Source organism: Micromonospora globosa, from assembly GCF_000717585.1.
Classification (GTDB): Bacteria; Actinomycetota; Actinomycetes; order Mycobacteriales; family Micromonosporaceae; genus Micromonospora; species Micromonospora aurantiaca.
The window spans coordinates 37,580-61,338 of sequence record NZ_JNZR01000038.1 but is presented as its reverse complement, the minus strand read 5'-3'; the positions used below and the strand labels follow the sequence as shown (position 1 = coordinate 61,338).

The 23,759-nt window shown below is 73.6% G+C and carries 26 protein-coding genes and 1 pseudogene; 17 read left to right on the top strand and 10 right to left on the bottom strand.

Annotated features, from left to right (window positions below; all coding sequences use genetic code 11):
* Positions 1–15 precede the first annotated feature (15 nt).
* From IF06_RS0127930 to IF06_RS0127920, 3 genes are all read left to right on the top strand, one after another.
* Positions 16–1,236, top strand: coding sequence for a S8 family peptidase (locus tag IF06_RS0127930; RefSeq protein ID WP_013284775.1), 1,221 nt, complete (start codon positions 16–18; stop codon positions 1,234–1,236).
* Positions 1,237–1,354: 118 nt separating this feature from the next.
* Positions 1,355–1,939 carry an HhH-GPD-type base excision DNA repair protein gene (locus IF06_RS0127925; RefSeq protein WP_013284776.1) on the top strand — a complete coding sequence of 195 codons (585 nt, stop codon included), beginning with the start codon at positions 1,355–1,357 and terminating at the stop codon, positions 1,937–1,939.
* Between the two features lie 72 nt (positions 1,940–2,011).
* Positions 2,012–3,244 carry a low temperature requirement protein A gene (locus IF06_RS0127920; protein WP_013474503.1) on the top strand — a complete coding sequence of 411 codons (1,233 nt, stop codon included), beginning with the start codon at positions 2,012–2,014 and terminating at the stop codon, positions 3,242–3,244.
* Between the two features lie 4 nt (positions 3,245–3,248).
* Here the strand turns inward: IF06_RS0127920 and IF06_RS0127915 are convergent, their stop codons facing one another.
* Together IF06_RS0127915 and IF06_RS0127910 are read right to left on the bottom strand one after the other, a co-directional pair.
* Positions 3,249–3,560 (bottom strand): hypothetical protein, encoded by a 312-nt coding sequence (locus IF06_RS0127915; protein WP_013284778.1) that lies wholly within the window; start codon positions 3,558–3,560, stop codon positions 3,249–3,251.
* Positions 3,550–3,861, bottom strand: a complete 312-nt coding sequence (locus IF06_RS0127910) for a hypothetical protein (RefSeq protein ID WP_225319724.1) — start codon at positions 3,859–3,861, stop codon at positions 3,550–3,552. Before IF06_RS0127910 ends, IF06_RS0127915 begins: the two co-directional genes overlap by 11 nt.
* A gap of 106 nt (positions 3,862–3,967) precedes the next feature.
* Here IF06_RS0127910 and IF06_RS0127905 point away from each other — a divergent pair, with 106 nt between their 5' ends.
* Positions 3,968–4,324, top strand: coding sequence for a DUF3099 domain-containing protein (locus IF06_RS0127905; RefSeq protein WP_013284780.1), 357 nt, complete (start codon positions 3,968–3,970; stop codon positions 4,322–4,324).
* Between the two features lie 39 nt (positions 4,325–4,363).
* Here IF06_RS0127905 and IF06_RS0127900 read toward each other — a convergent pair whose 3' ends face one another.
* On the bottom strand, positions 4,364–5,260 hold the full coding sequence (locus IF06_RS0127900) for a carbohydrate kinase family protein (RefSeq protein ID WP_030274569.1): 897 nt from the start codon (positions 5,258–5,260) through the stop codon (positions 4,364–4,366).
* The gene (locus IF06_RS0127895) at positions 5,257–6,189 is read right to left on the bottom strand and encodes a pseudouridine-5'-phosphate glycosidase (RefSeq protein WP_013284782.1); all 933 of its coding nucleotides are present in this window, start codon (positions 6,187–6,189) and stop codon (positions 5,257–5,259) included. Before IF06_RS0127895 ends, IF06_RS0127900 begins: the two co-directional genes overlap by 4 nt.
* 88 nt (positions 6,190–6,277) lie before the next feature.
* On the opposite strand from IF06_RS0127895, the gene IF06_RS0127890 reads away from it, so the two are divergent.
* The 3 genes from IF06_RS0127890 to IF06_RS0127880 all read left to right on the top strand — a co-directional run bounded on the left by IF06_RS0127890 (position 6,278) and on the right by IF06_RS0127880 (position 9,099).
* A complete protein-coding gene (locus IF06_RS0127890; protein ID WP_013284783.1) occupies positions 6,278–6,496 on the top strand; it encodes a DUF3039 domain-containing protein in 219 nt (72 codons plus the stop codon).
* Positions 6,497–6,536: 40 nt separating this feature from the next.
* Positions 6,537–7,187, top strand: a complete 651-nt coding sequence (locus IF06_RS0127885; protein ID WP_013284784.1) for a trimeric intracellular cation channel family protein — start codon at positions 6,537–6,539, stop codon at positions 7,185–7,187.
* 190 nt (positions 7,188–7,377) lie between these two features.
* Positions 7,378–9,099: a DEAD/DEAH box helicase gene (locus IF06_RS0127880; RefSeq protein WP_030274567.1), complete on the top strand. Its 1,722-nt coding sequence runs from the start codon at positions 7,378–7,380 to the stop codon at positions 9,097–9,099.
* A 152-nt stretch (positions 9,100–9,251) separates the two neighbouring features.
* Here the strand turns inward: IF06_RS0127880 and IF06_RS0127875 are convergent, their stop codons facing one another.
* Both IF06_RS0127875 and IF06_RS32360 read right to left on the bottom strand, forming a co-directional pair.
* Entirely contained in the window at positions 9,252–9,485 is a 234-nt protein-coding gene (locus IF06_RS0127875; protein ID WP_013284786.1) for a DUF7455 domain-containing protein, read from the bottom strand.
* A gap of 244 nt (positions 9,486–9,729) precedes the next feature.
* Positions 9,730–11,227 (bottom strand): annotated as a pseudogene (locus IF06_RS32360) (RNA polymerase sigma factor).
* Positions 11,228–11,513: 286 nt separating this feature from the next.
* On the opposite strand from IF06_RS32360, the gene IF06_RS0127865 reads away from it, so the two are divergent.
* On the top strand, positions 11,514–12,335 hold the full coding sequence (locus IF06_RS0127865) for an inositol monophosphatase family protein (protein ID WP_030274565.1): 822 nt from the start codon (positions 11,514–11,516) through the stop codon (positions 12,333–12,335).
* 69 nt (positions 12,336–12,404) lie between these two features.
* On the opposite strand, the gene IF06_RS0127860 is transcribed toward IF06_RS0127865, so the two are convergent.
* On the bottom strand, positions 12,405–12,920 hold the full coding sequence (locus IF06_RS0127860; protein WP_030274563.1) for a LytR C-terminal domain-containing protein: 516 nt from the start codon (positions 12,918–12,920) through the stop codon (positions 12,405–12,407).
* A gap of 439 nt (positions 12,921–13,359) precedes the next feature.
* On the opposite strand from IF06_RS0127860, the gene IF06_RS0127855 reads away from it, so the two are divergent.
* Both IF06_RS0127855 and IF06_RS0127850 read left to right on the top strand, forming a co-directional pair.
* Positions 13,360–13,656 (top strand): DUF4193 domain-containing protein, encoded by a 297-nt coding sequence (locus IF06_RS0127855; protein WP_013284790.1) that lies wholly within the window; start codon positions 13,360–13,362, stop codon positions 13,654–13,656.
* Positions 13,657–13,791: 135 nt separating this feature from the next.
* The gene (locus IF06_RS0127850; protein ID WP_030274561.1) at positions 13,792–14,601 is read left to right on the top strand and encodes a hypothetical protein; all 810 of its coding nucleotides are present in this window, start codon (positions 13,792–13,794) and stop codon (positions 14,599–14,601) included.
* A 44-nt stretch (positions 14,602–14,645) separates the two neighbouring features.
* Here IF06_RS0127850 and IF06_RS0127845 read toward each other — a convergent pair whose 3' ends face one another.
* On the bottom strand, positions 14,646–15,137 hold the full coding sequence (locus tag IF06_RS0127845) for a DUF3093 domain-containing protein (RefSeq protein ID WP_013284792.1): 492 nt from the start codon (positions 15,135–15,137) through the stop codon (positions 14,646–14,648).
* 85 nt (positions 15,138–15,222) lie between these two features.
* On the opposite strand from IF06_RS0127845, the gene dut reads away from it, so the two are divergent.
* The 4 genes from dut (at position 15,223) to IF06_RS0127825 (ending at position 17,615) form a co-directional block, all read left to right on the top strand.
* Positions 15,223–15,720, top strand: a complete 498-nt coding sequence (dut, locus tag IF06_RS0127840; protein WP_030274559.1) for a dUTP diphosphatase — start codon at positions 15,223–15,225, stop codon at positions 15,718–15,720.
* A gap of 25 nt (positions 15,721–15,745) precedes the next feature.
* Positions 15,746–16,366, top strand: a complete 621-nt coding sequence (locus IF06_RS0127835) for a DUF3710 domain-containing protein (RefSeq protein WP_030274556.1) — start codon at positions 15,746–15,748, stop codon at positions 16,364–16,366.
* Between the two features lie 191 nt (positions 16,367–16,557).
* Complete coding sequence (locus IF06_RS0127830; protein WP_013284795.1) at positions 16,558–16,938, top strand: OB-fold nucleic acid binding domain-containing protein; 381 nt, start codon at positions 16,558–16,560, stop codon at positions 16,936–16,938.
* Positions 16,935–17,615 carry a DUF3159 domain-containing protein gene (locus IF06_RS0127825; RefSeq protein WP_013284796.1) on the top strand — a complete coding sequence of 227 codons (681 nt, stop codon included), beginning with the start codon at positions 16,935–16,937 and terminating at the stop codon, positions 17,613–17,615. The genes IF06_RS0127830 and IF06_RS0127825 overlap by 4 nt, the downstream gene beginning before the upstream one ends.
* A 10-nt stretch (positions 17,616–17,625) precedes the next feature.
* Here IF06_RS0127825 and IF06_RS0127820 read toward each other — a convergent pair whose 3' ends face one another.
* Positions 17,626–18,315, bottom strand: coding sequence for a potassium channel family protein (locus IF06_RS0127820; protein WP_030274554.1), 690 nt, complete (start codon positions 18,313–18,315; stop codon positions 17,626–17,628).
* Between the two features lie 3 nt (positions 18,316–18,318).
* Complete coding sequence (locus IF06_RS0127815) at positions 18,319–18,984, bottom strand: potassium channel family protein (RefSeq protein WP_013284798.1); 666 nt, start codon at positions 18,982–18,984, stop codon at positions 18,319–18,321.
* A 158-nt stretch (positions 18,985–19,142) separates the two neighbouring features.
* Between IF06_RS0127815 and IF06_RS0127810 the strand changes: the two genes are divergently transcribed.
* The 3 genes from IF06_RS0127810 to IF06_RS0127800 all read left to right on the top strand — a co-directional run bounded on the left by IF06_RS0127810 (position 19,143) and on the right by IF06_RS0127800 (position 23,719).
* Entirely contained in the window at positions 19,143–21,194 is a 2,052-nt protein-coding gene (locus IF06_RS0127810; RefSeq protein ID WP_030274552.1) for an APC family permease, read from the top strand.
* Entirely contained in the window at positions 21,191–22,453 is a 1,263-nt protein-coding gene (locus IF06_RS0127805; RefSeq protein WP_084588860.1) for a class I SAM-dependent RNA methyltransferase, read from the top strand. The genes IF06_RS0127810 and IF06_RS0127805 overlap by 4 nt, the downstream gene beginning before the upstream one ends.
* Before the next feature lie 105 nt (positions 22,454–22,558).
* On the top strand, positions 22,559–23,719 hold the full coding sequence (locus tag IF06_RS0127800; RefSeq protein ID WP_030274549.1) for an anhydro-N-acetylmuramic acid kinase: 1,161 nt from the start codon (positions 22,559–22,561) through the stop codon (positions 23,717–23,719).
* Positions 23,720–23,759: the final 40 nt, after the last annotated feature.

The window sequence follows — 23,759 nt, the reverse complement described above, 5'->3', positions numbered from 1 at the left end:
GTAGGGAGCCAGACGATGCCCGACGTGTCCCTTCCCCGGCGGCGCGCGCTGCGTGCGCTCGCCGTCACGGCCGCCGCCGCGGCCTTCGCCGCCGCCGCCTCCACGCCCGCTCTCGCCGCGCCCACCGGGGAGATCCGGTACGCCGGCGCCGCGGACGCCGTCAGCGGCAGCTACGTGGTCGTGCTCAAGGGCGACGCGGTCGGCACCGCGAACACCCTCGCCGCCCGTACCGCCGTCCCGGACCGGGCCGCCGGCCTGGCCAAGCGCTACGGCGGCAACGTCGGCACGGTGTGGAGCTCCGCTCTCACCGGCTACAGCGCGAAGATGACCCCCGCCCAGGCGCGTCGCCTGGCCGCCGACCCGGCCGTCGCGTACGTCGAGCAGGACCGCGTGATGACCACCCAGGGCACCCAGACCGGCGCCACCTGGGGCCTGGACCGGATCGACCAGCGCAACCTGCCGCTGAACAGCACCTTCACCTACCCGAACACCGCCAGCAACGTGCGCGCCTACATCATCGACACGGGCATCCGCACCACGCACAGCGACTTCGGCGGCCGGGCCACCTGGGGCACCAACACGGTGGACACCAACAACACCGACTGCAACGGCCACGGCACGCACGTCGCCGGCACGGTCGGCGGCACCAGGTACGGCGTGGCCAAGAGCGTGCGCCTGGTCGCCGTCAAGGTGCTCAACTGCTCCGGCAGCGGCACCACCGCCGGCGTGATCAGCGGCGTCAACTGGGTCACCTCGAACGCGGTGAAGCCGGCCGTGGCCAACATGAGCCTCGGCGGCGGCGCCAGCACCACGCTGGACAACGCGGTGGCGAACTCGATCAACTCCGGCATCACGTACGCGCTCGCGGCCGGCAACTCCAGCGCCAACGCGTGCAACTCCTCGCCGGCCCGCGTCGCCTCGGCGATCACCGTCGGCTCGACCACCAGCACCGACGCGCGGTCGTCCTTCTCCAACTACGGCTCCTGCGTGGACATCTTCGCCCCGGGTTCGTCGATCACCTCGGCGTGGCGTACCAGCGACACCGCCACCAACACGATCAGCGGCACCTCGATGGCGTCCCCGCACGTGGCCGGCGCGGCGGCGCTCGTCCTGTCCGCGAACACCTCCTACACCCCGGCTCAGGTGGCCAGCTACCTGACCAGCAACGCCACCACCGGCAAGGTGACCAGCCCGGGCTCGGGCTCGCCGAACCGGCTGCTCTTCGTCGTCAACTGACGACACGGGTGACCTGACCACTCCGTGGGCCGCGGCCCGGTGGACCTCCCAGGGGTCCGCCGGGCCGCGTCACGTCGTCGGGGAGTCGCCGCCCGCGCGAGGCGGGCGGGGCGGCACTATGGTCCCCATGACGCTGTCACTGCCCATCGACCCGCAGGCCAACGAGCTGCTGGCACGCAGCCCGCTGGCCCTGCTCCTCGGCATGGTGCTGGACCAGCAGGTGCCGATGGAGAAGGCGTTCTCCTCCCCGTACGTGCTGGCGCAGCGCCTCGGCCACGAGCCCGACGCCGCGGAACTGGCCGGGTACGACCCGGACGCCCTCGTGGAGATCTTCGCCCGGCCGCCCGCGCTGCACCGCTTCCCCAAGGCGATGGCGGCCCGCGTGCAGGAGGTGTGCCGGGCGCTCGTCGAGCGCTACGACGGCGACCCGGCCCGGCTCTGGTCCGACGTGACCGACGGCCGGGAGCTGCTGCGCCGGGTGGGTGAGCTGCCCGGGTTCGGCCGGCAGAAGGCGCAGATCTTCGTCGCGCTGCTCGGCAAGCGGTTCGGGATCACCCCGGACGGCTGGCGCGAGGCAGCCGGCGACTACGGCGACGCGGACGCCCACCGTTCGGTGGCGGACGTGACCGATCCCGAGTCGCTGCGCCGGGTACGCGAGTTCAAGCAGCGGATGAAGGCGGAGGCGAAGGCCGCGAAGGGCTGATCCGCCGTACGCCGCCGCAACCGGCCCGCCGTCCCTGTCGTTGGTCGCCAGGACGGGGGACAGGGGCGGACGATGACCGAGCAGCGGGGCGGGGCGCTGCTGCGTACCGCGTCCAGCCCCGGGCGGGCCACCTTCCTGGAGCTCTTCTTCGACCTGGTCTTCGTGTTCGCGCTGACCCGGGTCTCCCAGCGGCTGATCAACGGCGTCGACGGCTCCGCCGGTGCGGTGGCCGCCGACGTGGGCAGGACCCTGCTGCTGTTCCTGGTGCTCTGGCAGGTCTGGACGATCACCACCTGGGTCACCAGCCGGTACGAGCCGGAGCGCGCCGTCATCCAGGTCGTGGTGGTCGGCACCATGTTCGGCAGCCTGGTGCTGGGCGTGACCCTGCCCCGCGCCCTGGAGGAGCGGGCGTTGCCGTTCGCGCTCGCGTACGTGGTGGTGATGGTCGGGCGGCCGCTGCTGATCGCGGTGGCGTTGCGTGCCCACCCGCGGCGTCTGGTCCCGCTGCGGCTCGCCGTCTGGGCGGGGGTCAGCGCCCCGCTGTGGATCGCCGGCGCGCTGATGCCCGGTCCGCGCCTGGCGCTGTGGGTCGTCGCGCTGGCGGTGGACCATCTCGGCACGTTCCTGGGCTGGCCGCTGCCGTGGATCGGGGCGTCGCGCATCCGGCAGTGGCTCGTCGCCGGGGAGCACCTGGCAGAGCGCTACCAGCAGATCTTCCTCATCGCGCTCGGCGAGTCGATCCTGGTGATCGGCGTGACCTACAGCGGGAAGGAGTTCTCCGGCGACGCGGCGGTGGCGTTCACGATCTCGTTCGTGATCACGGCGTTGCTCTGGCGCATCTACTTCTACCGGGCCGGTCACCTGCTGGCGGAGGCGCTGCGGATGGCCGGCACGCCGGGGCGGCTGGCCGAGTCGGCGGCGCAGACCCACCTGTTCATGGTGCTCGGGGTGCTCAGCGCCGCGGTCGGTTACGAGCTGGTGATCGCCCACCCGTACGACACGGCCCGGCCGAACTGGCTGGTCTTCGTGGTGGGCGGCCCGGCGCTGTTCCTGGCCGCCCGCTCCCGGTTCGAGTACGAGATCTTCGGCCGGGTGTCCCGCCCCCGGCTGGCCGGGCTGCTGGCCCTGGTGCTGCTCCTGCCCGCGCTGGCGACCGTGCCGGCGATGTTCGCGCTCGGCGCGGTGGCCCTCGTGCTGGCGCTCGTCGCGTTCGCCGACGCCCGCCGGGCCTGGCACCGGCCGCCGGAGTCCTCCGCCTCGCCGATCGGGCGGGAGGCGCTCGGCGAGGGCGGCCCGGAGGCGTGAGCCGTCAGGCGGCGGTCGGGCGGGACAGCGACGCCAGCGCGCGGCGTACGTCGGCCAGCGAGACGGTGGCCGAGTCGTCCAGGTCGGCCAGGCCGGCCTCGATCCACTGCCGCATCAGTGTGGTCACCCCGATGCCGCGCGCGTCGGCGGCGGCGCGGACCCGCTCGTACGTCTCCAGCGGGAGCCGGACCGACCGGCTGACCATCGGCACGTCGGTGTCGGGGGTGGGCAGCTGCGCCGGTGACGTGTCGTCGATCAGGTCGGCGAACGCGTCGCCTCCGGCGTGGAACCGCTTGGTCGCCTCGTCACGGTGCATCGTGACCGCCTCCTCGTCGGCGTGATCTCCGCACCGCCTCGTCGTAGCGCTTGGCCTCGACGTCGCTCAGTTCGCGGGCGGAGAGGATGTCCCAGTCGTTGTCGGTGCCGTCGGCCTCGGCCAGCAGCACGGCGAGCCGCCGGCCCCGGTGGTCGGTGGCGTAGACCACCATCACGTCGTCCCCTAGGTGGCGGATGACCCGGCGCTTGCTGTGCAGGGCCTCCCAGACTTCCCCGGGTGTGACGTCGTAGACCCGCAGGTTCGCCAGCGCCTCGTCGGTGAAGCTGAACCGGTTGGCCACGCGCGAAGCGTACCACGTACGTAACACGCACCCGGCTGTCACGAATTTCGCCGATCATCCGTCCGGAGTGACAGGATGGGCCCTATCCCCTCGTAGGAGGTCCGTGGTGAAGCGTCAGGCGTACCAGCCGATACTGATCACCGACGCCCCGCGCAGCCAGGACGACCAGCTCAACAGCCGGCAGAAGCGATACGTGCTGATGATGGCCATCCGGGTCGCGTGTCTGGTGGCCGGCGCGATCCTGGTCGGCGCGAAGGCCCCGCTGCTCTGGCTCTGGCTGCCGCTGTGCGCGCTCGGCATGGTGCTCGTGCCCTGGCTGGCGGTGCTGCTGGCGAACGACCGGCCGCCGAAGGAGGAGCACCGCCTGGCGAACCGGTTCCAGAACCGGCGCCGCGAGGAGCCCGCGCCCACGGCTCTGACCGCCGAGGAGAACCCGCACAAGATCATCGACGCCGAGCCCTGACCGGCCCGGGCGGAGCACCGCCCGGACCGGCCGCAGGCGTCAGGGAGCCGGGCGGGCGCCCACTGTCGTCACGGCGAGCGCGCCCAGGTCACCGGCGCGGCCCAGCGCCGCACGCGGGTCGGCCCCGGCCAGCCACGCGGTGAGCAGCCCGGCCGCGAACGCGTCCCCGGCACCGGTCACGTCCACCACGTCCACGCCGGGCGCGGGGGCGAACTCCACCACACCGCCGCGCTCCACCCACACCGCGCCCGCCGCGCCGCGCTTGACCACCACCCGGTGCGCCACCGCGGTGAGCGCCCGCGCCTGCGCCGCCGGGTCCAGCCCGCCGGCCAGCACCGTCGCCTCGTCCGTGTTGACCAGCAGCAGGTCGACGTCGCGTACCCAGGTCAGGAACGCCCCGCCGACGCGCCGCAGCGGCGCCGCGGACGCCGCGTCGACGCTGACTGTCAGCCCGCGCTCGCGAGCGGTGGCCAGCGCGCGCAGGCCGGCGCCGCGCGACCCGACGTCCAAGAGGGTGTACGCGGACAGGTGCAGATGCCCGGCGTCGGGCGCGGCGGCCAGTGCCGCGTCCACGTGCCCGGCGGTCAGCCGCAGGTTCGCGCCGCGCTGGCTGACCATCGTGCGCTCCCCGTCGTGGGTGAGCACGATGACGGTGCCGGTCGGGTAGCCCTCGTGCCGCTCCACCGCGCAGTCGACACCGATCCGGGTCAGCTCGGCCACCCGCTCCCGGCCGGTCTCGTCGTCGCCGACGGCGGCGACCAGTGTCACCGCAGCGCCCTGCCCGGCGAGCCAGGCCGCTGTGTTCGCCGCCTGCCCGCCGCCGCTGAACCGGATGCCGGCCGCGGTGTCCGAGCCGGTCGCGAGCGGCCCGGACAGCACCGCGAGCACGTCGGTGATCACGTCGCCGACGACGACGATGCGCGGCCTGGCGTTCATGCCGTACCGGTGGGGCGGGCCGCCGCGGCGACCGCGATCCGGGCCGCGAGGTCGGCGTTACGCAGGATGATCCGGACGTTCACCGCCAGGCTGGCGCCCTCGGTGGCGGAGTGGAAGTGCGACAGCAGGAACGGGGTGACCGCCTTGCCGGTGATCCCCTCGCGGGCCAGCGCGGCCAGGCCCTCGGCGAGCGTGCGGTCGTGCAGCGCCGGGTCGAGCTGCTCGTCGGCGGGCAGCGGGTTGGCCACCACCAGGCCGCCGTGGTGCACGCCGTGCGCCGCGCGGGCGGCCAGCACGTCCGCCACCTGCTCCGGCGAATCGACCGACCAGTCCAGGTCGAAGCCCGCGTCGGTGAGGTAGAAGCCGGGGAAGCGGCGGGTGCGGTAGCCGACCACGCCCACCCCGAGCGTCTCCAGGCGCTCCAGCGTGGCACCCACGTCGAGGATCGACTTCACCCCGGCGCAGACCACGGCGATCGGCGTCCGGGCCAGCGTGACCAGGTCGGCCGACTCGTCGAACGTCTGCGCCGCCTCCCGGTGCACGCCGCCGAGCCCGCCGGTGGCGAACACGCCGATCCCGGCCGCGGCCGCGACCGCGCTCGTGGCCGCAACGGTGGTCGCGCCGTCCGCGCCTGTCGCCGCCGCCGGGGCCAGGTCGCGGACCGAGAGCTTGCTCACGCCGTCGACGGTGGCGAGCCGGGTGAGCTGGGCGTCGTCCAGCCCGACCCGCAGCTCGCCGGCGACCATGCCGATGGTGGCCGGCACCGCCCCCGCGTCCCGTACCGCCTGCTCGATCTCGCGCGCCACCCGCAGGTTGTCCGGGCGGGGCAGCCCGTGCGAGACGATCGTGCTCTCCAACGCCACGACCGGGCGGCCGTCCCGCAGGGCGTCGGCCACCTCACTACCGAGACTGATGTGAAAGTTGGTCACGTCGGTTACCGTACGGGCCGCTTCCGGCCGGGGCCCAGGTGGACCGGGGCGGACCGACCTGCAAAACTGGAACGCCGGAGGTGTAGTCGTGAGCACAGAGGTTCTCGAGCGTCCCGAGCTGAAGGACGCGGACACTGGTCCGGAGATGTTCCACTACGTCCGCAAGGAGAAGATCGCCGAGAGTGCCGTCATGGGCACCTACGTGGTCGCGCTCTGCGGCGAGACGTTCCCGGTCACGAAGGCGGCCAAGCCGGGCTCGCCGGTGTGCCCGAAGTGCAAGGAGATCTACGACTCGTACGCCGAGTGATCCCGGGCGGCTCCGCCGCCCCTGCACGTAACCTGCGGCGGTGACCACCTCCACCGCCCTCCTGCTCGCCGACCTCACCGGCGTGGCGGTCTTCGCCGCCTCCGGCGCCTCCGCGGCGGTGGCGAAACGGCTCGACCTGTTCGGGGTGGTCTTCGTCGGCGTGGTCGCCGCGCTCGGCGGCGGTATCTTCCGCGACCTGGCCATCGACGAGGTGCCCCCGCTGGCGTTCGCCGACTGGCGCTACGCCGCCACCGCCGCAGTCGTCGCCGCGGCCGTGTTCTGGCTGCACCCCCAGCTCGCCCGGCTGCGCACCACAGTGCTGGTGCTGGACGCGGCGGGTCTCGGCCTGTTCACAGTCACCGGCACGCTCAAGGCCCTCGACGCCGCCGTGCCGGCGGTCGGCGCCTGCATGATCGGCATGCTCACCGCGATCGGCGGCGGGCTCGGCCGGGACCTGCTCACCGGCGAGATCCCGGTGGTGCTGCGCCGGGAGATCTACGCGCTCGCGGCGCTCGCCGGCTCGATCGCGGTGGCGCTGCTGTCGGCGTGCGGACAGGCCACCGCCGTGCCGCTCACCGGCGCCGCGCTGCTCGTGTTCGGGCTGCGCCTGATCGCGCTGCGCCGCCGCTGGTCCGCCCCGGTGGCGACGCTGCGGCCGCCGCGCACCGGCACCCGGGGACCACTGCCCTGACCCGATCCGCGCCGGGGTGGGCGGATGTGACAGGCGTGGCGTCGAGTGGGGCGTACGGCCCGCGCTGGTTATGCTGAACCGGCCTTCGCGGCACGGATGCGCGAGGGCGTTTTCATGGGCGGCGGCTCCCGTGGCCCCGGTCGGGCCCGCCGCCGTCCGCGGCGGAGAGGAGCTACGCGTGCCACCGCGGATGCCGGCGCTCGACACGTTCCCGCCCCTGCGCGCCTGGCAACGCAAGGCGCTGGTGGAGTACCTGCGCCGCCGGACCGAGGACTTCACAGCGGTCGCCACGCCCGGCGCCGGTAAGACCACGTTCGCGCTGCGGATCGCCGCCGAGCTGCTCGCCGACGGCACCGTCGAGGCGGTCACCGTGGTCGCGCCGACCGAGCACCTGAAGACCCAGTGGGCGCAGGCCGCCGCCCGGGTCGGCATCCAGCTCGACGCCGCGTTCCGCAACGCCGACCTGCACTCCGCCGCCGACTTCCACGGCGCCGTGGTCACCTACGCCCAGGTGGGCATGGCGCCGCAGGTGCACCGGCGGCGCACCATGACCCGGCGCACGCTCGTCATCCTCGACGAGATCCACCACGCCGGCGACTCGCGTACCTGGGGTGACGGCGTGAAGGCGGCGTTCGAGCCCGCGGTACGCCGGCTGATGCTCACCGGTACGCCGTTCCGCTCCGACGACAACCCGATCCCGTTCGTCAGCTACGAGCGCGGCGGCGACGGGCTGCTGCGCTCCCGCGCCGACTCGGTCTACGGCTACTCCGACGCGCTGCGCGAGGGCGTGGTCCGGCCGGTGCTGTTCCTGGCGTACTCGGGGGAGACCCGGTGGCGCACCAACGCCGGCGAGGAGCTGGCCGCCCGCCTCGGCGAGCCGATGACGCAGGACCTGATCGCCCAGGCGTGGCGTACCGCGCTGGACCCGGCCGGCGACTGGATGCCGCAGGTGCTGCGCGCCGCCGACGCCCGCCTGACCGTGCTGCGCGCCAACGGCATGCCCGACGCGGGCGGCCTGGTCATCGCCAGCGACCAGCAGGTGGCCCGCTCGTACGCGAAGCTGCTGGAGCAGGTGACCGGTGAGAAGGCCGCCGTGGTGCTCTCCGACGACCAGGGCGCGTCCGCGCGGATCGCGACGTTCGCCGCCTCCCAGCAGCGGTGGCTGGTCGCGGTGCGGATGGTGTCCGAGGGCGTCGACATCCCCCGCCTGGCCGTCGGCGTGTACGCGACGAGTGCCAGCACCCCGCTGTACTTCGCGCAGGCGATCGGCCGGTTCGTCCGGGCCCGCCGCTCCGGCGAGACCGCGTCGGTGTTCCTGCCCAGCGTGCCGCACCTGCTCGGGCTCGCCAGCGAGATGGAGGCCGAGCGGGACCACGTGCTCGGCAAGCCGAAGGACCGCGAGGGCTTCGACGACGACCTGCTGGAGCGCGCCCAGCGCGACGACGGCGCCAGCGGGGAGCTGGAGAAGCGCTTCGCGGCGCTCTCCGCGACCGCCGAGCTGGACCAGGTGATCTTCGACGGTGCCTCGTTCGGCACCGCCGCCCAGGCCGGCACGCCCGAGGAGGAGGAATACCTCGGTCTGCCCGGTCTGCTCACCGCCGACCAGGTCTCGCTGCTGCTGACCAAGCGGCAGGCCGAGCAGCTCGCCGCGCAGAAGCGCCGGGCCGCCCAGCGGACCGCTGAGCCGGCCGCTGCGGCCCCGGCGGCGGCGCCCCCACCCATGAGTGCCGCCCAGCGCCGGGTGGCGCTACGGCGGCAGCTGAACGCTCTGGTGGCCGCCCGGCACCACCACACCGGCCAGCCGCACGGCAAGATTCATGCCGAGCTGCGCCGGATCTGCGGCGGCCCGCCCAGCGCGCAGGCGACGATCGAGCAACTCGAGGAGCGCATCGCCACCGTGCAGACCCTGTAAGGAAGGGCCCCCTGTTAACGCCTCCGGTAGAGCAGGGGCCCCTTCTTAACACCGTCGCGCACCGTTGGCACCCGGCACGAAAAACCGGCCGGAGGCTCCCCTTGCGGGTGCCTCCGGCCGGTCATGTCGGGTTGTGGACTTCTTGTCGGACCTCAGTTCGCCATGAGATCGGCGCCTCGCCAGCTGAACTCCGGGTCCGACGCGTACCGCACGGTGATCTTCACGAGATCCTCCGCGTACTTGTTCGCGTGGTGCCCACAGAACACCAGCTCACTCCCACCCGCCAGAGTGATGCGGAGCTTGCCGGCAGCATTGCAGCGGTCGCACCGTTCATCGGCGGCCGGGGGGCTCACCGTCTCGGGCGGCGGCGTGAGGGTCGGGGTCATCGCCTTCCTCCTCTGGTCGTCACCGATGAACACTCTCTTCGGTTGCTCACCTATCGTGCAACACCCATCTCGGGCCCTGCCTTCCCTGTGTGCCCGCGGGGGACCGAGGTCACACCTGGCGTGGAGGACAGTGTGCCGTGCACCAAGGGTGCCACGTCAACGATCACAAACAGGCAACCGAACGATCACCAAAGAGTGTTCTACGGCTGGTGATCAAACCGGCACGATTTGTTGACGTACGCGGTCAGTCCAGGTAGTCGCGGAGCACCTGGGAACGCGAGGGGTGCCGCAACTTGGACATGGTCTTGGATTCGATCTGCCGGATGCGTTCCCGGGTCACGCCGTACACCTGGCCGATCTCGTCCAGAGTGCGCGGCTGGCCGTCGGTGAGGCCGAAACGCAGGCGCACCACGCCCGCCTCACGCTCGGACAACGTCTGCAGGACCTGCTGGAGCTGGTCCTGCAGCAGCGAGAACGACACCGCGTCGACCGCGACGACCGCTTCGGAGTCCTCGATGAAGTCGCCGAGCTGGCTGTCACCCTCGTCGCCGATGGTCTGGTCGAGCGAGATGGGCTCCCGGGCGTACTGCTGGATCTCCAGCACCTTCTCCGGTGTGATGTCCATCTCCTTGGCCAGCTCCTCCGTCGGCCATGGCGCGGGTGATGGCCTGGCGGATCCACCAGGTGGCGTAGGTGGAGAACTTGTAGCCCTTGGTGTAGTCGAACTTCTCGACCGCGCGGATCAAGCCGAGGTTGCCCTCCTGGATGAGGTCGAGGAAGGCCATGCCACGGCCGGTGTAGCGCTTGGCCAGCGAGACCACGAGCCGCAGGTTCGCCTCCAGCAGGTGGTTCTTGGCGCGCTCGCCGTCCCGCGAGATCCACATCAGGTCGCGCTGGAGGTCGCGGACCAGCTTCTCCTCGCCCTCGTCGGCGGCGCGCAGCCGCTCGGCGGCGTAGAGGCCGGCCTCGATCCGCTTGGCCAGCTCGACCTCCTGCTCGGCGTTGAGCAGCGGCACCTTGCCGATCTGCTTCAGGTACGCCCGCACGGAGTCGGCGGAGGCGGTCAGCTCGGCGTCCCGGCGCGCCTGCTTCAGCGCCTCGGACTCCTCGTCGTCCCACTCGAAGTCGTTGTCGGTGGCGGAGCTGGCCGCGTCGGCCTCGGCGGCCTGGGTCAGCTCGGCCGGCTCCTCGACCACCACGTCCTCGATCTCGGCGGCCAGCTCCTCCGGATCGATCTCGCCGTCGGGGCCCTCGCCCTTGCCGCCGGCCTTGGCCGGCTTGGCCGCTGCGGTCTTCGCCGCCACGGTGGCCTTGGTGGCGCGGGTCGTCTTGGTGGCCTTCGCCGGGGCCGCGGCCTTGGCCACGTCGGCGGTGGTGGCCTTGCGCGCGGTCGCCTTCCGGGGGGCCGGGGCGGGCGACTCCTCGGCGGCGGGCGCCTGCTTGGGGGCGGGCGCGGCGGCCTTCTTGGTGGTCTTGGCCGTGGTCGCGCGGGAGGCCGGGGTGGCGGACCGGGCGGCGGCGACGCGGCGGCGGGTGCTCGCCGAGCCGTCCACCACCACCGTCACGCCCGCCTCGGAGAGTGCGCGGAGGATCTTCTTGGCCTGGGCCGGGGTCACCTCAGCGGACTCGACGGTGCGCGCGAGCTGGGCCGACGTGAGCTGGCCGCCGGCGCTCTGCGCGTGGGCGATCAGGGTGTCGGTGAGCGAGCGAACGTCGGCGCCGGTCTGGCGGGGATCTGTCACGAAGACCTTCCGGAGGCGAAAGAGCGAGCACGGCCGGGTCGTCCGGCGCAGCATGGGACGGCCGCGCCGGGCGAGTCGTTGAGGACCCCCGTGTCCCGGGCCGTCCGGTCGCTGGCGGTCCGTGGCGCGTGGGCAGGGTGAATTGTAACGCCGTCTGCCGCGATCATCCCGCGCCGCACGGCGGACCTGCGGTCCGGGACCGCAGATTCGGCGCAGATGTGGACTTTGTAAGGATGATACCCGCGCACGAGACGGCCGGTCCCGATCGTGCCGGAAGGGGAGAGACATGATCATCTCGACGCCCACGGCGCGGGAGTTGCTCACGATCGCTGTCGATGTGGCCCGGGAGGCCGCCACCACCGCGTACCGGATGCGGGTCGAGGGCGTCTCGGTGGCCGCGACCAAGAGCACGGTGACCGACGTGGTCACCGCCGCCGACCGGGCGGTGGAGCGGCAGGTGGTCGCCGCGCTGCGGCAGCGCCGGCCCGGCGACGCCGTGCTGGGCGAGGAGTACGGCGCGGGCGAGACCGGCCCGGCCGGCCCCGACGGCGTGCGCTGGATCCTCGACCCGATCGACGGAACCGTGAACTACCTGTACGGGCTGCCGTACTGCGCCGTCTCGCTGGCCGCCGAGGTGGCCGGTGAGGTGGTCGCCGGTGTGGTCCGCAACATCGTCACCGGCGAGGAGTGGACCGCGACGCTCGGCGGCGGCGCCTGGCGCGACGGGCAGCGGCTGCACGGCTCCGCCGCCACCGACCTCGGGCAGGCGCTCGTCGCCACCGGGTTCGGCTACGACGCCGGCCGCCGGGCCCACCAGGCGCGGGTGGTGACCGAGCTGATCCCGCACATCCGGGACATCCGCCGGATGGGCGCCGCCGCGCTCGACCTCTGCCTGGCCGCCGAGGGGCGGGTGGACGCGTACTACGAGAAGGGTCTGGCCGACTGGGACCTGGCCGCGGGCGGGCTGGTCGCCCGGGAGGCCGGGCTGCTGGTGACCGGCCTGTCCGGCCTCCCGGCCGGCCCGGACCTGGTGCTCGCCGCGCCGCCGGCGCTGCACGGGCCGCTGCACGACCGGCTGGCCGACCTGGACGCCTCGGGCGGGCCGTGACGGCGCCGGACACGCGACAGGGCGGCCTCCCCGGGGGAGACCGCCCTGTGCCGTCGGTGCGCCCGTCGCCTACTTCTCGATCGGCATCGGGCAGGTGCCGGTCGGCGCCTGCGGTGCGCCCAGGTCGCCGAGCGACTGGTTGACCTCGGTGGTGGTGGCGAGCTGTTGGAACTGGTTGCCCAGCACCACGTCGACGACGTCGTCCTTGCGCTTGGGGTCGAACTTCTGGTTGGCCTCGTTGAGGAAGTACGCGCGCAGCAGGTGCGCCGAGCCCACGGCCTTGGGCCCGAACCGCAGCTCGGCCACGCCGTCGAACGCCTTGGTCTCGTTGCCGACCTTCTTGACCTGGAACTTGCGGTTGCGGAAGTCGTCCGCGACGCTGCCGGCCCGGCCGGCCTCGTCGGTCGCGTTGTAGACGTTGATCTTGACGTCCTTCTGTTCCCGCAGGCGCAGGTCGACCAGCGGCCAGCCATCGGGGCAGGCGGCCGCCGTACCGGCTGTGCCCTGACTGTCCTTCAGCACGGCGACGACCACGAAGACCAGGGCGACGACCGCCAGCAGTCCGACGACAACGAGTGCCCGCACTCGCGCAAAACTCATCCTGGGCGCTCCCCGGACAGTGATTGGGTGGTGGCGGGCGACGCGGTCGGGCCGCGACCTGTCGGCCGTCCAGTACGCCGCTGAGGTTAACGCTTGTCCGGCTCAGGCGTGGAAACAGTCCGACATACCGGCGCGCCACGCGGTGAACCGGTAGGACTACCCCTATCTTCGTGTCGCCTGAGTCACATTGGGAACAACTTCGGGCGCAGAGGCGTACATCTCTCCCGCGAGGGCGGTATACATGCCTCGCCCACAGGGGGGGTAAGGTTCCGCGCTCACCGGGGGCATTTCGCACCGGCGAGCCCGGCCCACCGCTCTTCGGGTCGGGTGCCCGACAGAGATGGTGGCCGGTCAGGGGAACCGAAACGGCGTCGTCCGGCGTTACAACCGGCAGCGACAATATCGATATTGGAGAGTGAAACCGATGGCCACCGACTACGACGCCCCGCGTCGCGACGAGGTCGACCTCGGCGAGGACAGCCTGGAAGAGCTCAAGGCCCGGCGGGTCGACTCACAGTCGGGTGCCGTGGACGTCGACGAGGCCGAGGTGGCCGAGAGCTTCGAGCTGCCCGGCGCCGATCTGGCCGACGAGGAGCTCACGGTCAAGGTCCTCCCGATGCAGCAGGACGAGTTCCGGTGCGCCCGCTGCTTCCTGGTCCACCACCGCAGCCAGCTGGCGGTCGAGCGCAACGGCGACCTGATCTGCCGCGAGTGCGTCTGATCCCGACCGGGGACACCAGCGGCGGCCTCCTCGACGGGGCCGCCGCTGTTCGAGCCGCCGCCGTGCGCGCTCGGCCGGGAGCTGCTTGACTCGTACGGGCGGCTGCCACGCCGCGCGGAGCAGGAGGGCGGACGGGTGAGCGAGCGCAGCGAAGAAGCCGGCCCGGACAAGCCCGGCCCGGACGTACCGGGCCCGGACAGCCCGGACACCGAGGAGCTGGGCGCCACCGTCGCCGCCCTGACCGCCGACGACATCGCGCCCGCCCGCCGGCGGCAACTGCTGACCCGGCTGGTCGGGCAGGCCCGCGCCCGCGGGATCACCGACCTGTTCAAGCCCCGCGCGGCGGTGCGCTGGATGACCGACACGGTCGCCGAGGTCGCCCCGCACGTGCCGATCCGCGACCTCGCCACGCTGCGGCGGCACTTTCCCGGCCTGGACGACGAGGCGCTCGCCGACCGGCTGGTCCGCAACGCGTCCCGCGCCACCGCCGGAGTCGGTGCCGCGGGCGGCGGGGTCGCCGCCGTCGAATGGGCGGTCACGCCCACCCTGCTCTCCGCTCCCGTCCTGCTGGCCGCCGAGACGGTGGCCGTGGTGGCGATCGAGCTGAAACTGATCGGGGAGCTGCACGAGGTCCACCGGGTGCCGCTGCCGCCCGGCGGCACCGGCCGTGCCGTGGCGCTCGTGCAGTCCTGGGCCACCCAGCGGGGGGTCAACCCGATGATGCCGGGCGTCGGGGTGAGCGCGGTGCTCGGCACCGCCGCCCGCCGGGAACTGCGGGACAGCCTGATGCGCCGCTTCGGGCGCAACCTCACCACGCTCGGGCCGTTCCTGACCGGCGCCGCCGTTGCCGGCTACCTCAACCGCCGGGCCACCCGCGCGCTCGGCGAGCAACTGCGCAAGGACCTGCGGCGTACCGCGCGTGCCCTGCCGGAGGCGCCGTCCTGACCGGTCCCGGGCCGCGGCGGGCCGCGGCGGGTCGCGGTGGACGGTCAGGCCGCGTCGCGGGCGGCCAGCAGGGCGGTCGCCAGCTGGACCGGGTGCCGCGTGCTGACCACCCAGAACGGCGTCGGGTCGGCCGGGTCGTCCAGCACCACCTGCACCGCGCCACCGATCCACGGCCGCTGCACCACGAAGGCGAGCGGGTCGGAGCCGACGCCGAGCACCTCGCGCCGGCCGGCCGCGTCCAGCGGCACCACGTCCGCGACGTACCGCACCGGCAGGTGGGCGTCGTCGACCCGCAGCTCGCCGTCACGCACCTCGACCCGGATCCGGCCCAGCCACCACAGTGCGGCCACCGCAGCGGGGATCAGCAGCACGAACGGCAGCCAGGCGCGCACCCCGGTCGCGCCCATCCAGAGCTCGACCGCGAGCAGACCGGCCGCGGCCAGCCCGGCCGGCCAGGCCCACCAGGGCAGCCCGAGACGCTCCGCGTACGGCGCGGCGGTGGCCGTCGGGGCGGCCGGAGATGACGACTGACGCACACAGACGAGGGTACGGCGCGCGAGCGGCCCGGCAACCGGCAGGATGGCAGGGGCACCCCGCAGGACCGGACGGAAGAGGATGACCGTGACAGACGTCGTACCCGTGCCCGTGCGGCTGCTCGACCCGGAGCTGCCACTGCCGGCGTACGCCCATCCCGGCGACGCCGGTGCGGACCTGGTGGCCGCCGCGGACGTCGAGCTGCCCCCCGGCGGCCGGGCCCTGGTGCCCACGGGCGTGGCGGTGGCGCTGCCGGACGGCTACGTCGGGCTGGTGCACCCCCGATCCGGACTCGCGGCCAGACTCGGCGTGACGGTGCTCAACGCGCCCGGTACGGTCGACGCCGGCTACCGGGGTGAGATCCTGGTCAACCTGATCAACCACGATCGGGACACGCCGGCCAAGATCAGCCGGGGTGACCGCATCGCGCAGCTCGTGGTCCAGCGGGTCGCCCGGGCCGAGTTCCGGCCGGTGGCCGAGCTGCCCGAGTCCCGGCGTGGCACGGGCGGGCACGGGTCCACCGGCGGGCACGCCGGGCTGGTCCCGGCGCCGTCCGGCGGGCAGAGCGAAGAGGTGGCAGGGTGAGTGTGAACAGCGGAGGGTGGGCGCAGTGATCTTCTCCCGGAAGCGGGCCGACGAGGCGCGTGACAATGGGGTCCTCGACGCCGAGGAGACCCCGTCGGCGCCGGGCCGCGGCCCGTACGACGTCAGCGAGGCCCCGGAGGCGCCTCGCCTCGACCTGGGCAGCCTGCGGATCCCGGCGGTGCCGGACGTCGAGGTGCGGGTCCAGGCCGACCCGCAGGGCGTGATCCAGCAGGTCGTGCTGGTGCACGGCCAGAACGCGCTCCAGCTCGGCGTCTTCGCCGCGCCCCGCTCCGAAGGCATCTGGGACGAGGTGCGCGAGGAGATCCGCCAGTCGCTCGTCAGCGACGGCGCGACCGCCCAGGAGGTCGAGGGGGAGCACGGGCCCGAGCTGCGTGCCCGGGTGGGTACCCCGGACGGGCCGACCGACCTGCGGTTCGTCGGCATCGACGGCCCGCGCTGGATGGTGCGCGGCGTCTTCCAGGGTGCGGCCGCCACCGACCCGGCCGCCGCCGGCCCGCTCGCGGCCTGCCTGGACGGCCTGGTCGTCGACCGCGGCCAGGAGGCCAAGCCGGTGCGCGAGCCGCTGCCGCTGCGGCTGCCCCGCGAGGTCGCCGAGCAGCAGGCCGCCGACTCGCAGGAGGTCTGATCCACACGTGCCCAGGCCCGGCGTCGTACCGGCGCCGGGCCCGCGGCGTGTCCGGTCCCGGCCGGCGGCGTGTCCGGTCCCGGCCGGCGGTACGCGCCACGCCGCTCCCGCCGGGCGGCCACTGCGCGTACGCTGGCGGGACGGTTCCGCCGCCCGCGGGGCCCCGCTGTGGAGAGGGTGACGCGGAGGTCATGACGACCGACGAGAGCCGGGGGTCGCTGCGGCGGCTCCTGCACCGGCTCACCGCGAGCGAGGCCGAGATCGAGGCGCAGGAGCTGCGCCGGGAGAGCGCCGAGTCCGGCGGCACGCCCGCCCACCAGTGCAACAGGGGTCAGGTGGTGTCGGTGGCCGGCCGGCTGCGTACCGTCGTCTACACGCCCCGCACGAACCTGCCCACGCTGGAAGCCGACCTCTACGACGGCAACGACGTGGTGACGCTGGTCTGGCTGGGCCGCCGGCACATCGCCGGGATCGAGCCGGGCCGGCACCTGACCGCGCGCGGCCGGGTGGCGGTGCGCGACGACCGCAAGGTGATCTACAACCCGTACTACGAGCTGGAGTCGCCGAAGTGACGACCGGACAGCAGCACACCCCGTCGGGTCTCGGCCCGCAGGACGAGGAGCGGCTGCCCAGCCTCGCCGAGCAGATGGCCGACCAGCTCGGCGGATGGCGCGGGCTGGTCGAGTCGAGCATCCCGGTGGTGGTCTTCGTGATCGCCAACGTGATCGGCGAGCTGCGCCCCGCCGTGTACGCCTCGGTGGCGGTGGCGCTGCTGATCGCCGGGCTGCGGCTGGCCCAGCGCAAGCCGGTGCGGCACGCGGTCAACGGGCTGTTCGGCGTCGGCGTCGGCGCGCTGCTGGCGCTGCGCACCGGCGACGAGCGCGACTTCTACCTGCCGGGCATCCTCTACGGCATCGGGTACGGCCTGGCGCTGCTGCTGTCGGCCGCGATCCGGCAGCCGCTGGTCGGCTGGATCTGGTCGGTGCTGGTCGCCAAGGGCCGCTCCGAGTGGCGCGACGACCCCAAGCTGGTACGCACCTTCACCCAGCTCACCGTGCTGTGGGGCGTGGTGTGGCTGGCCAAGGTCGGCGTACAGGCCGGGCTCTACCTGGCCCACCAGGACACCGCGCTCGGCGTGGCCCGGCTCGCCCTGGGCTACCCGCCGTACGCGCTGCTGCTGCTGATCACGGTGTGGGTGGTGCGCCGGGTCACCCGGGAGACCGCACCCACCCCGCTACCAGGCTCCTGACGCCGCCGCCTCAGGCGCGGTCGCGGTGCCGGTCCGTGCTAGGCGGGCCGAGGATCACCGCGCGCACGTCGTCCTCCACCGCCGCAGTGCAGACGAACACCAGCTCGTCGCCGGCCTCGATCGGGTCGTCCGGGGTCGGCACCAGCACCCGCTTGCCGCGCACGATCGCCACCAGCGCCGCGTCCCGGGGGATCGGCACCGCGTGGATCGCCTGCCCCACGTAGGGCGCGGTCGGCGGCAGCGTGATCTCGACCAGGTTCGCCTCGCCCTGCCGGAACGTCATCAGCCGGACCAGGTCGCCGACGGTGACCGCCTCCTCGACCAGCGCCGCCATCACCCGCGGCTTGCTCACCGCGACGTCCACGCCCCACTGCTCGGTGAACAGCCACTCGTTCTCCGCCCGGTTGACCCGGGCCACCACGCGGGGCACCGCGAACTCGGTCTTGGCCAGCAGCGACACCACCAGGTTGACCTTGTCGTCGCCGGTGGCGGCCACCACCACGTCGCACCCGGCCACGTCGGCCTCCTCCAGGCTGGCCAGCTCGCACGCGTCGGCGAGCACCCAGTCCGCGGCCGGCACCCGGTCGGGCCGCAGCATCTTCGGCTGCCGCTCGATCAGCATCACCTGATGGCCGTTGTCGATCAGCTCCTGGGCGATCGAGCGGCCCACGTTGCCGGCGCCGGCGATGGCGATCCGCATGGCTCAGTGCCCCCCTTCCGGCGGCGCCGCCGCCACCGACGTGACCGGGCCGTTGATGTCGTCGGTCACCAGCATGTAGACCTGGTCGCCCTCCTGGATCACCGTGGAGGCGGTGGGCAGCGTGCCGATCCCGAACCGGTTCAGGTAGGCCACCCGGGCGCCGACGGCCTGCTCCAGCTGCCGCAGCGGACGGCCGATCCAGTCCTTGTGCACCGGCACCTCGATGATCGAGACGGTGCTCGTCGGGTCGCGGAAGATCTCCACGTTGCCCTCGGGGACGAGGTGGCGCAGCATCCGGTCGGCGGTCCACCGGACGGTCGCCACGGTGGGGATGCCGAGCCGCTCGTAGACCTGGGCGCGGCGCTGGTCGTAGATGCGGGCCGCGACCCGGGACACGCCGAACGTCTCCCGGGCCAGCCGGGCCGAGATGATGTTGGAGTTGTCGCCGCTGGACACCGCCGCGAACGCGTCGGCCCGTTCGATGCCGGCCTGACGCAGCACCTCGCCGTCGAAGCCCGCACCGGTGACGGTGATGCCGGCGAAGTCGGGCCCGAGACGGCGGAACGCGTCCGCGTCCTGGTCGATCACCGCCACCGAGTGTCCACGCGACTCCAGGCTGTGCGCCAGGGTCGACCCGACCCGCCCGCAGCCCATGATCACCACATGCACGGTGTCCGCTCCTCCCACGGCGCCGCCCGCCGACCCGTCGTCTGCGAGCCTGCCACGTCCCCCTGCCGGACGGGGGACCGAACCGTACCGCGCGGCCGCACGCGGGGGAGATCGACCACCCCAGCGCCCCGGACCCGGTGGTCGTACGCTTGGCGGTTGTGGCCCGACCCACCTCGCTGCTGAAGCGACTCCTCCTCGGTCGACCGTTCCGGTCCGACCGCCTCCAGCACACCCTGCTGCCGAAGCGCATCGCGCTGCCGGTCTTCGCCTCGGACGCGCTCTCCAGCGTGGCGTACGCCCCGGACGAGATCCTCCTGACGCTGTCCATCGCCGGCGCCTCGGCGTTCATCTTCTCGCCGTGGGTCGCGCTCGCGGTCGTCGTGGTCATGCTGACGGTGGTGGCGAGCTACCGGCAGAACGTGCACGCCTACCCCTCCGGCGGTGGCGACTACGAGGTGGCGACTGTCAACCTCGGGCCCAAGGCCGGCCTCGCGGTGGCGAGCGCGCTGCTCGTCGACTACGTGCTCACGGTCGCCGTCTCGGTCTCCTCCGGCGTGGCGAACCTCGGCTCGGTGGTGCCGTTCGTGGCCACCCACAAGGTGCTCATCGCGGTCAGCGCGGTGGTGCTGCTCACCGCGATCAACCTGCGCGGCCTGCGTGAGTCGGGCACCGCCTTCGCCATCCCCACGTACGGCTTCGTGATCGTGATCGGCGGCATGCTGCTGACCGGGCTGATCCGCGTCTTCGTGCTCGGCGACGACCTGCGCGCGCCGAGCGCCGGCCTGGAGATCCAGGCCGAGCACAGCGTCACCGGGTTCGCGCTGGTGTTCCTGCTGCTACGGACGTTCTCCTCGGGCTGCGCCGCGCTCACCGGCGTGGAGGCGATCTCCAACGGCGTACCGGCGTTCAAGAGCCCGAAGTCGAAGAACGCGGCGACCACGCTGCTGTTGCTCGGCGGCATCGCGGTGGCCATGCTCGTCGGCATCATCTGGCTGGCCCGCCTCACCGGCCTCCAGTTCGTCGAGGACCCGCGCACGCAGATCATCTCCGGCCCGGACGGGTACGTGCAGAAGACTGTCACCACCCAGCTCGGCGAGACCGTGTTCGGCGGTGGCTCGGTGCTGCTCTACGTGGTCGCCGGGATGACCGCGCTGATCCTGTTCCTGGCCGCCAACACCGCCTTCAACGGCTTCCCGGTGCTCGGCTCGATCCTCGCGCAGGACCGCTACCTGCCCCGCCAGCTGCACACCCGCGGCGACCGGCTCGCGTTCTCCAACGGCATCCTCTTCCTGGCCGTCTTCGCGATCGTGCTGATCATCGGTTTCCAGGCCGAGGTCACCAAGCTCATCCAGCTCTACATCGTCGGGGTGTTCGTCTCGTTCACGCTCTCCCAGGCCGGCATGATCCGGCACTGGAACCGGCACCTGCGCCGCGAGCGCGACCCGGAGGCGCGCCGCCGCATGCTCCGTTCCCGGGCGATCAACACGTTCGGCATGGTCATGACCGGCGTGGTGCTGATCATCGTGCTGGCCACCAAGTTCCTGCTCGGCGCCTGGATCGCGATCGTCGCGATGGCGGTGATGTACGTGGTGATGCTCGGCATCCGCCGGCACTACGACCGGATCGCCGAGGAACTGGAGCCGACCGAGCAGCGGGGCGTGCTGCCCGCCCGCAACCACGCCATCGTGCTGGTCAGCAAGCTGCACAAGCCGACGCTGCGGGCCGTCGCGTACGCCCGGGCCACCCGGCCGGACACGCTCACCGCGGTCACCGTGAACGTGGACGAGCAGGACACCCGCGACCTCCAGGCCGACTGGGAGCGCCGCGAGCTGCCGGTGCCGCTCACCGTGATCGACTCCCCGTACCGGGAGATCACCCGCCCGATCCTCAACTTCGTCGCATCGGTGCGCCGTGAGTCGCCGCGCGACGTGGTCACCGTCTTCATTCCCGAGTACGTGGTGGGGCGCTGGTGGGAGAACCTGCTGCACAACCAGAGCGCGCTGCGGCTCAAGGGGCGGCTGCTGTTCGAGCCGGGCGTGATGGTGACCAGCGTGCCCTGGCAGCTCGCGTCCACCGCCGGCAAGAACCTGGACCGGCTGGACGCCACGCTGAGCCGGGGCCCGGCGCGCGGCCCCCGGGTGGCGCCGCAGAGCACCCTGCCGCCGCCGGTGGCGTCCACGCCGTCCGCCGAGAGGGAGGAGCGCTCGTGAGCGCGGTGGAGCGCCCCGGTCCTGCGTCGGTGGACCGGCCCGGGCTGGAGGAGGCCGAGCGGGTCGAGCTGACAGTCGACGCGGTCGCGCCGGGCGGGCACTGCGTGGCCCGGGTCGGCGGGCAGGTGGTCTTCGTCCGGCACGCGCTGCCCGGTGAGCGGGTGGTGGCCGAGGTGACCGAACTGCACCGGGGCTTCGCCCGCGCCGATGCCGTGGAGATCCTCACCGCCTCGCCGGACCGGGTCACCCCGCCGTGCCCGTACGCCCGTCCGGGCCGGTGCGGCGGCTGCGACCTCCAGCACGTCGCCCCGGCCGCCCAGCTCGACTGGAAGCTCTCCGTGGTGCACGAGCAGCTCACCCGGCTGGGCGGCCTCACCGCGGAGCAGGTGGACGCGCTCGGCGTACGCGTCGAGGCGCTGCCCGGCGGACCGCTGGGCTGGCGTTCCCGGGTCCGCTACGCGGTCGACGCGGCCGGCCGGGCCGGGCTGCTCAAGCACCGTTCGCACGAGGTGGTGCCGATCGACAGGTGCCTGATCGCGCACCCGGCGATCCAGGATCTGCCGGTGCTCCCGCCGACCGGTGCCCGCTGGCCCGACGCCGACGCGGTGGAGACGGTCGCCAGCACCGGCGGGGACGTCGCCGTGGTCGCGTACACCGATGGGGTTCCGACGGCCGTGAGCGGGCCGGAGCGGGTCCGGGAGACGGCGGCCGGGTGGTCCTTCACGCTGCCCGCCTCCGGGTTCTGGCAGGTGCACCCGGCCGCGGCGGACGCGCTGACCGGCGCGGTCCTCGACCTGCTCGACCCGCGGCCGGGGGAGACGGCCTGGGACCTGTACGGCGGGGCCGGCCTGTTCGCCGCCGCGCTCGCCGAACGGGTCGACGGGGCCCGGGTGACGCTCGTCGAGTCGGCGCCGGACGGGGTGGCCGCGGCCCGGCAGAACCTGGCCGACCTGCGCGCCGTCGAGGTGGTCGCCGCGCGGGTGGAGGCGGCGCTGTCCCGGCGCCGGATCACCGGCCCGGTCGACCTGGTGGTGCTCGACCCGCCGCGCTCCGGAGCGGGCGCGCCGGTGGTCCGCGGTGTGGTGGCCGCCCGGCCGCGTGCCGTCGCCTACGTGGCCTGCGACCCGGCGGCCTTCGCCCGGGACGTGCGCACGTTCGCCGAGGCGGGGTGGCGGCTGGCCGCGCTGCGCGGCTTCGACCTGTTCCCGATGACCCAGCACGTGGAGCTCGTCGGCCTGTTCCTGCCCCCGCAGGATTGATCTTGTCCCGGCTCCGCGCGTTGGTCGCGTTGGTCGCGTTGGTCGCGTTGATCGCGTTAATGAGGGGCCCTTCCACTACCGGATCCGTTAAGAAGGGGCCCTTCCTTGCGCATCGTCGGGCTGATGTCGGGCACGTCCTACGACGGCGTGGACGTGGTGGCGGCCGAGTTCACCGCCGACGGCGACACGCTGCGGCTGCGGCCGCTCGGGCACCGGGAGCTGGCGTACCCGGACGACCTGCGGGCCGAGATCGGCGCGCTGCTGCCCCCGGCGGCCACCACGATCGAGGCGGTCTGCCGGCTGGACAACCGGCTCGGCGAGGTGTTCGCGGAGGCGGCGGCGGCCGGCGTCGAACTGGCCGGGGGCACCGCCGACGCGGTGGTGTCGCCCGGGCAGACGGTCTTCCACTGGGTCGAGGACGGCCGGGTACGCGGCACGCTCCAGCTCGGCGCGCCGGCCCGGGTTGCCGCCCGGGTGGGCGTACCGGTGCTGCACGACCTGCGCTCGGCGGACGTCGCGGCCGGCGGCCAGGGCGCGCCGCTGGTCCCGGCGTTCGACGCGCTGCTGCTCGACCCGGAGGCCGGTGCCAGGGCCGCGTTGAACCTCGGCGGGATCGCGAACCTCACAGTGGTCGCGCCCGGGGCGCCGGTCCTCGGGTACGACGTGGGCCCGGCCAACGCGCTGCTGGACGCCGCCGCCCGGCGCTTCCTGGACCGGCCCTGCGACGTCGACGGGGCGCGGGCCGCGGCCGGCCGGGTGCACGCGGCGCTGCTGGCCCGGCTGCTCGCCGAGCCGTACTACGCCGCGCCGCCGCCCAAGTCGACTGGTAAGGAGCTGTTCCACGGCGGCTACCTGGACGCTGCGCTGGCCGCGCTCGGGGAGCCGGTGGCGGCCGACGACGTGCTGGCCACGCTCACCGAGCTGACCGCGCGCACGGTGGCCGGCGCCTGCGACCGGCACCGGGTCACCGAGGTGGTGGCCGCCGGCGGGGGAGTGCGCAATCCCACACTCCGGGCGCGGCTGGCGGCCCTGGGCGAGGGGCGCTGGCGGCTGCGCACCACCGACGAGCTGGGCGTACCGGCCCAGGCCAAGGAGGCGTACGCGTTCGCGCTGCTGGGCTGGCTGTCCTGGCACGGGCTACCCGGCGCGGTGCCGTCGGTGACCGGGGCGTCCCGGGCCGCCGTGCTCGGCTCCTGGACCCCTGCGGGCCCGTCCGTCGCCGCGCCGCGCCCACCCGCGCCCCGGCGGCTCGTGGTGGACGCCTGACCTGGGTCGATGCACGGCCAGGCTGCGGACTGTTCCGCGG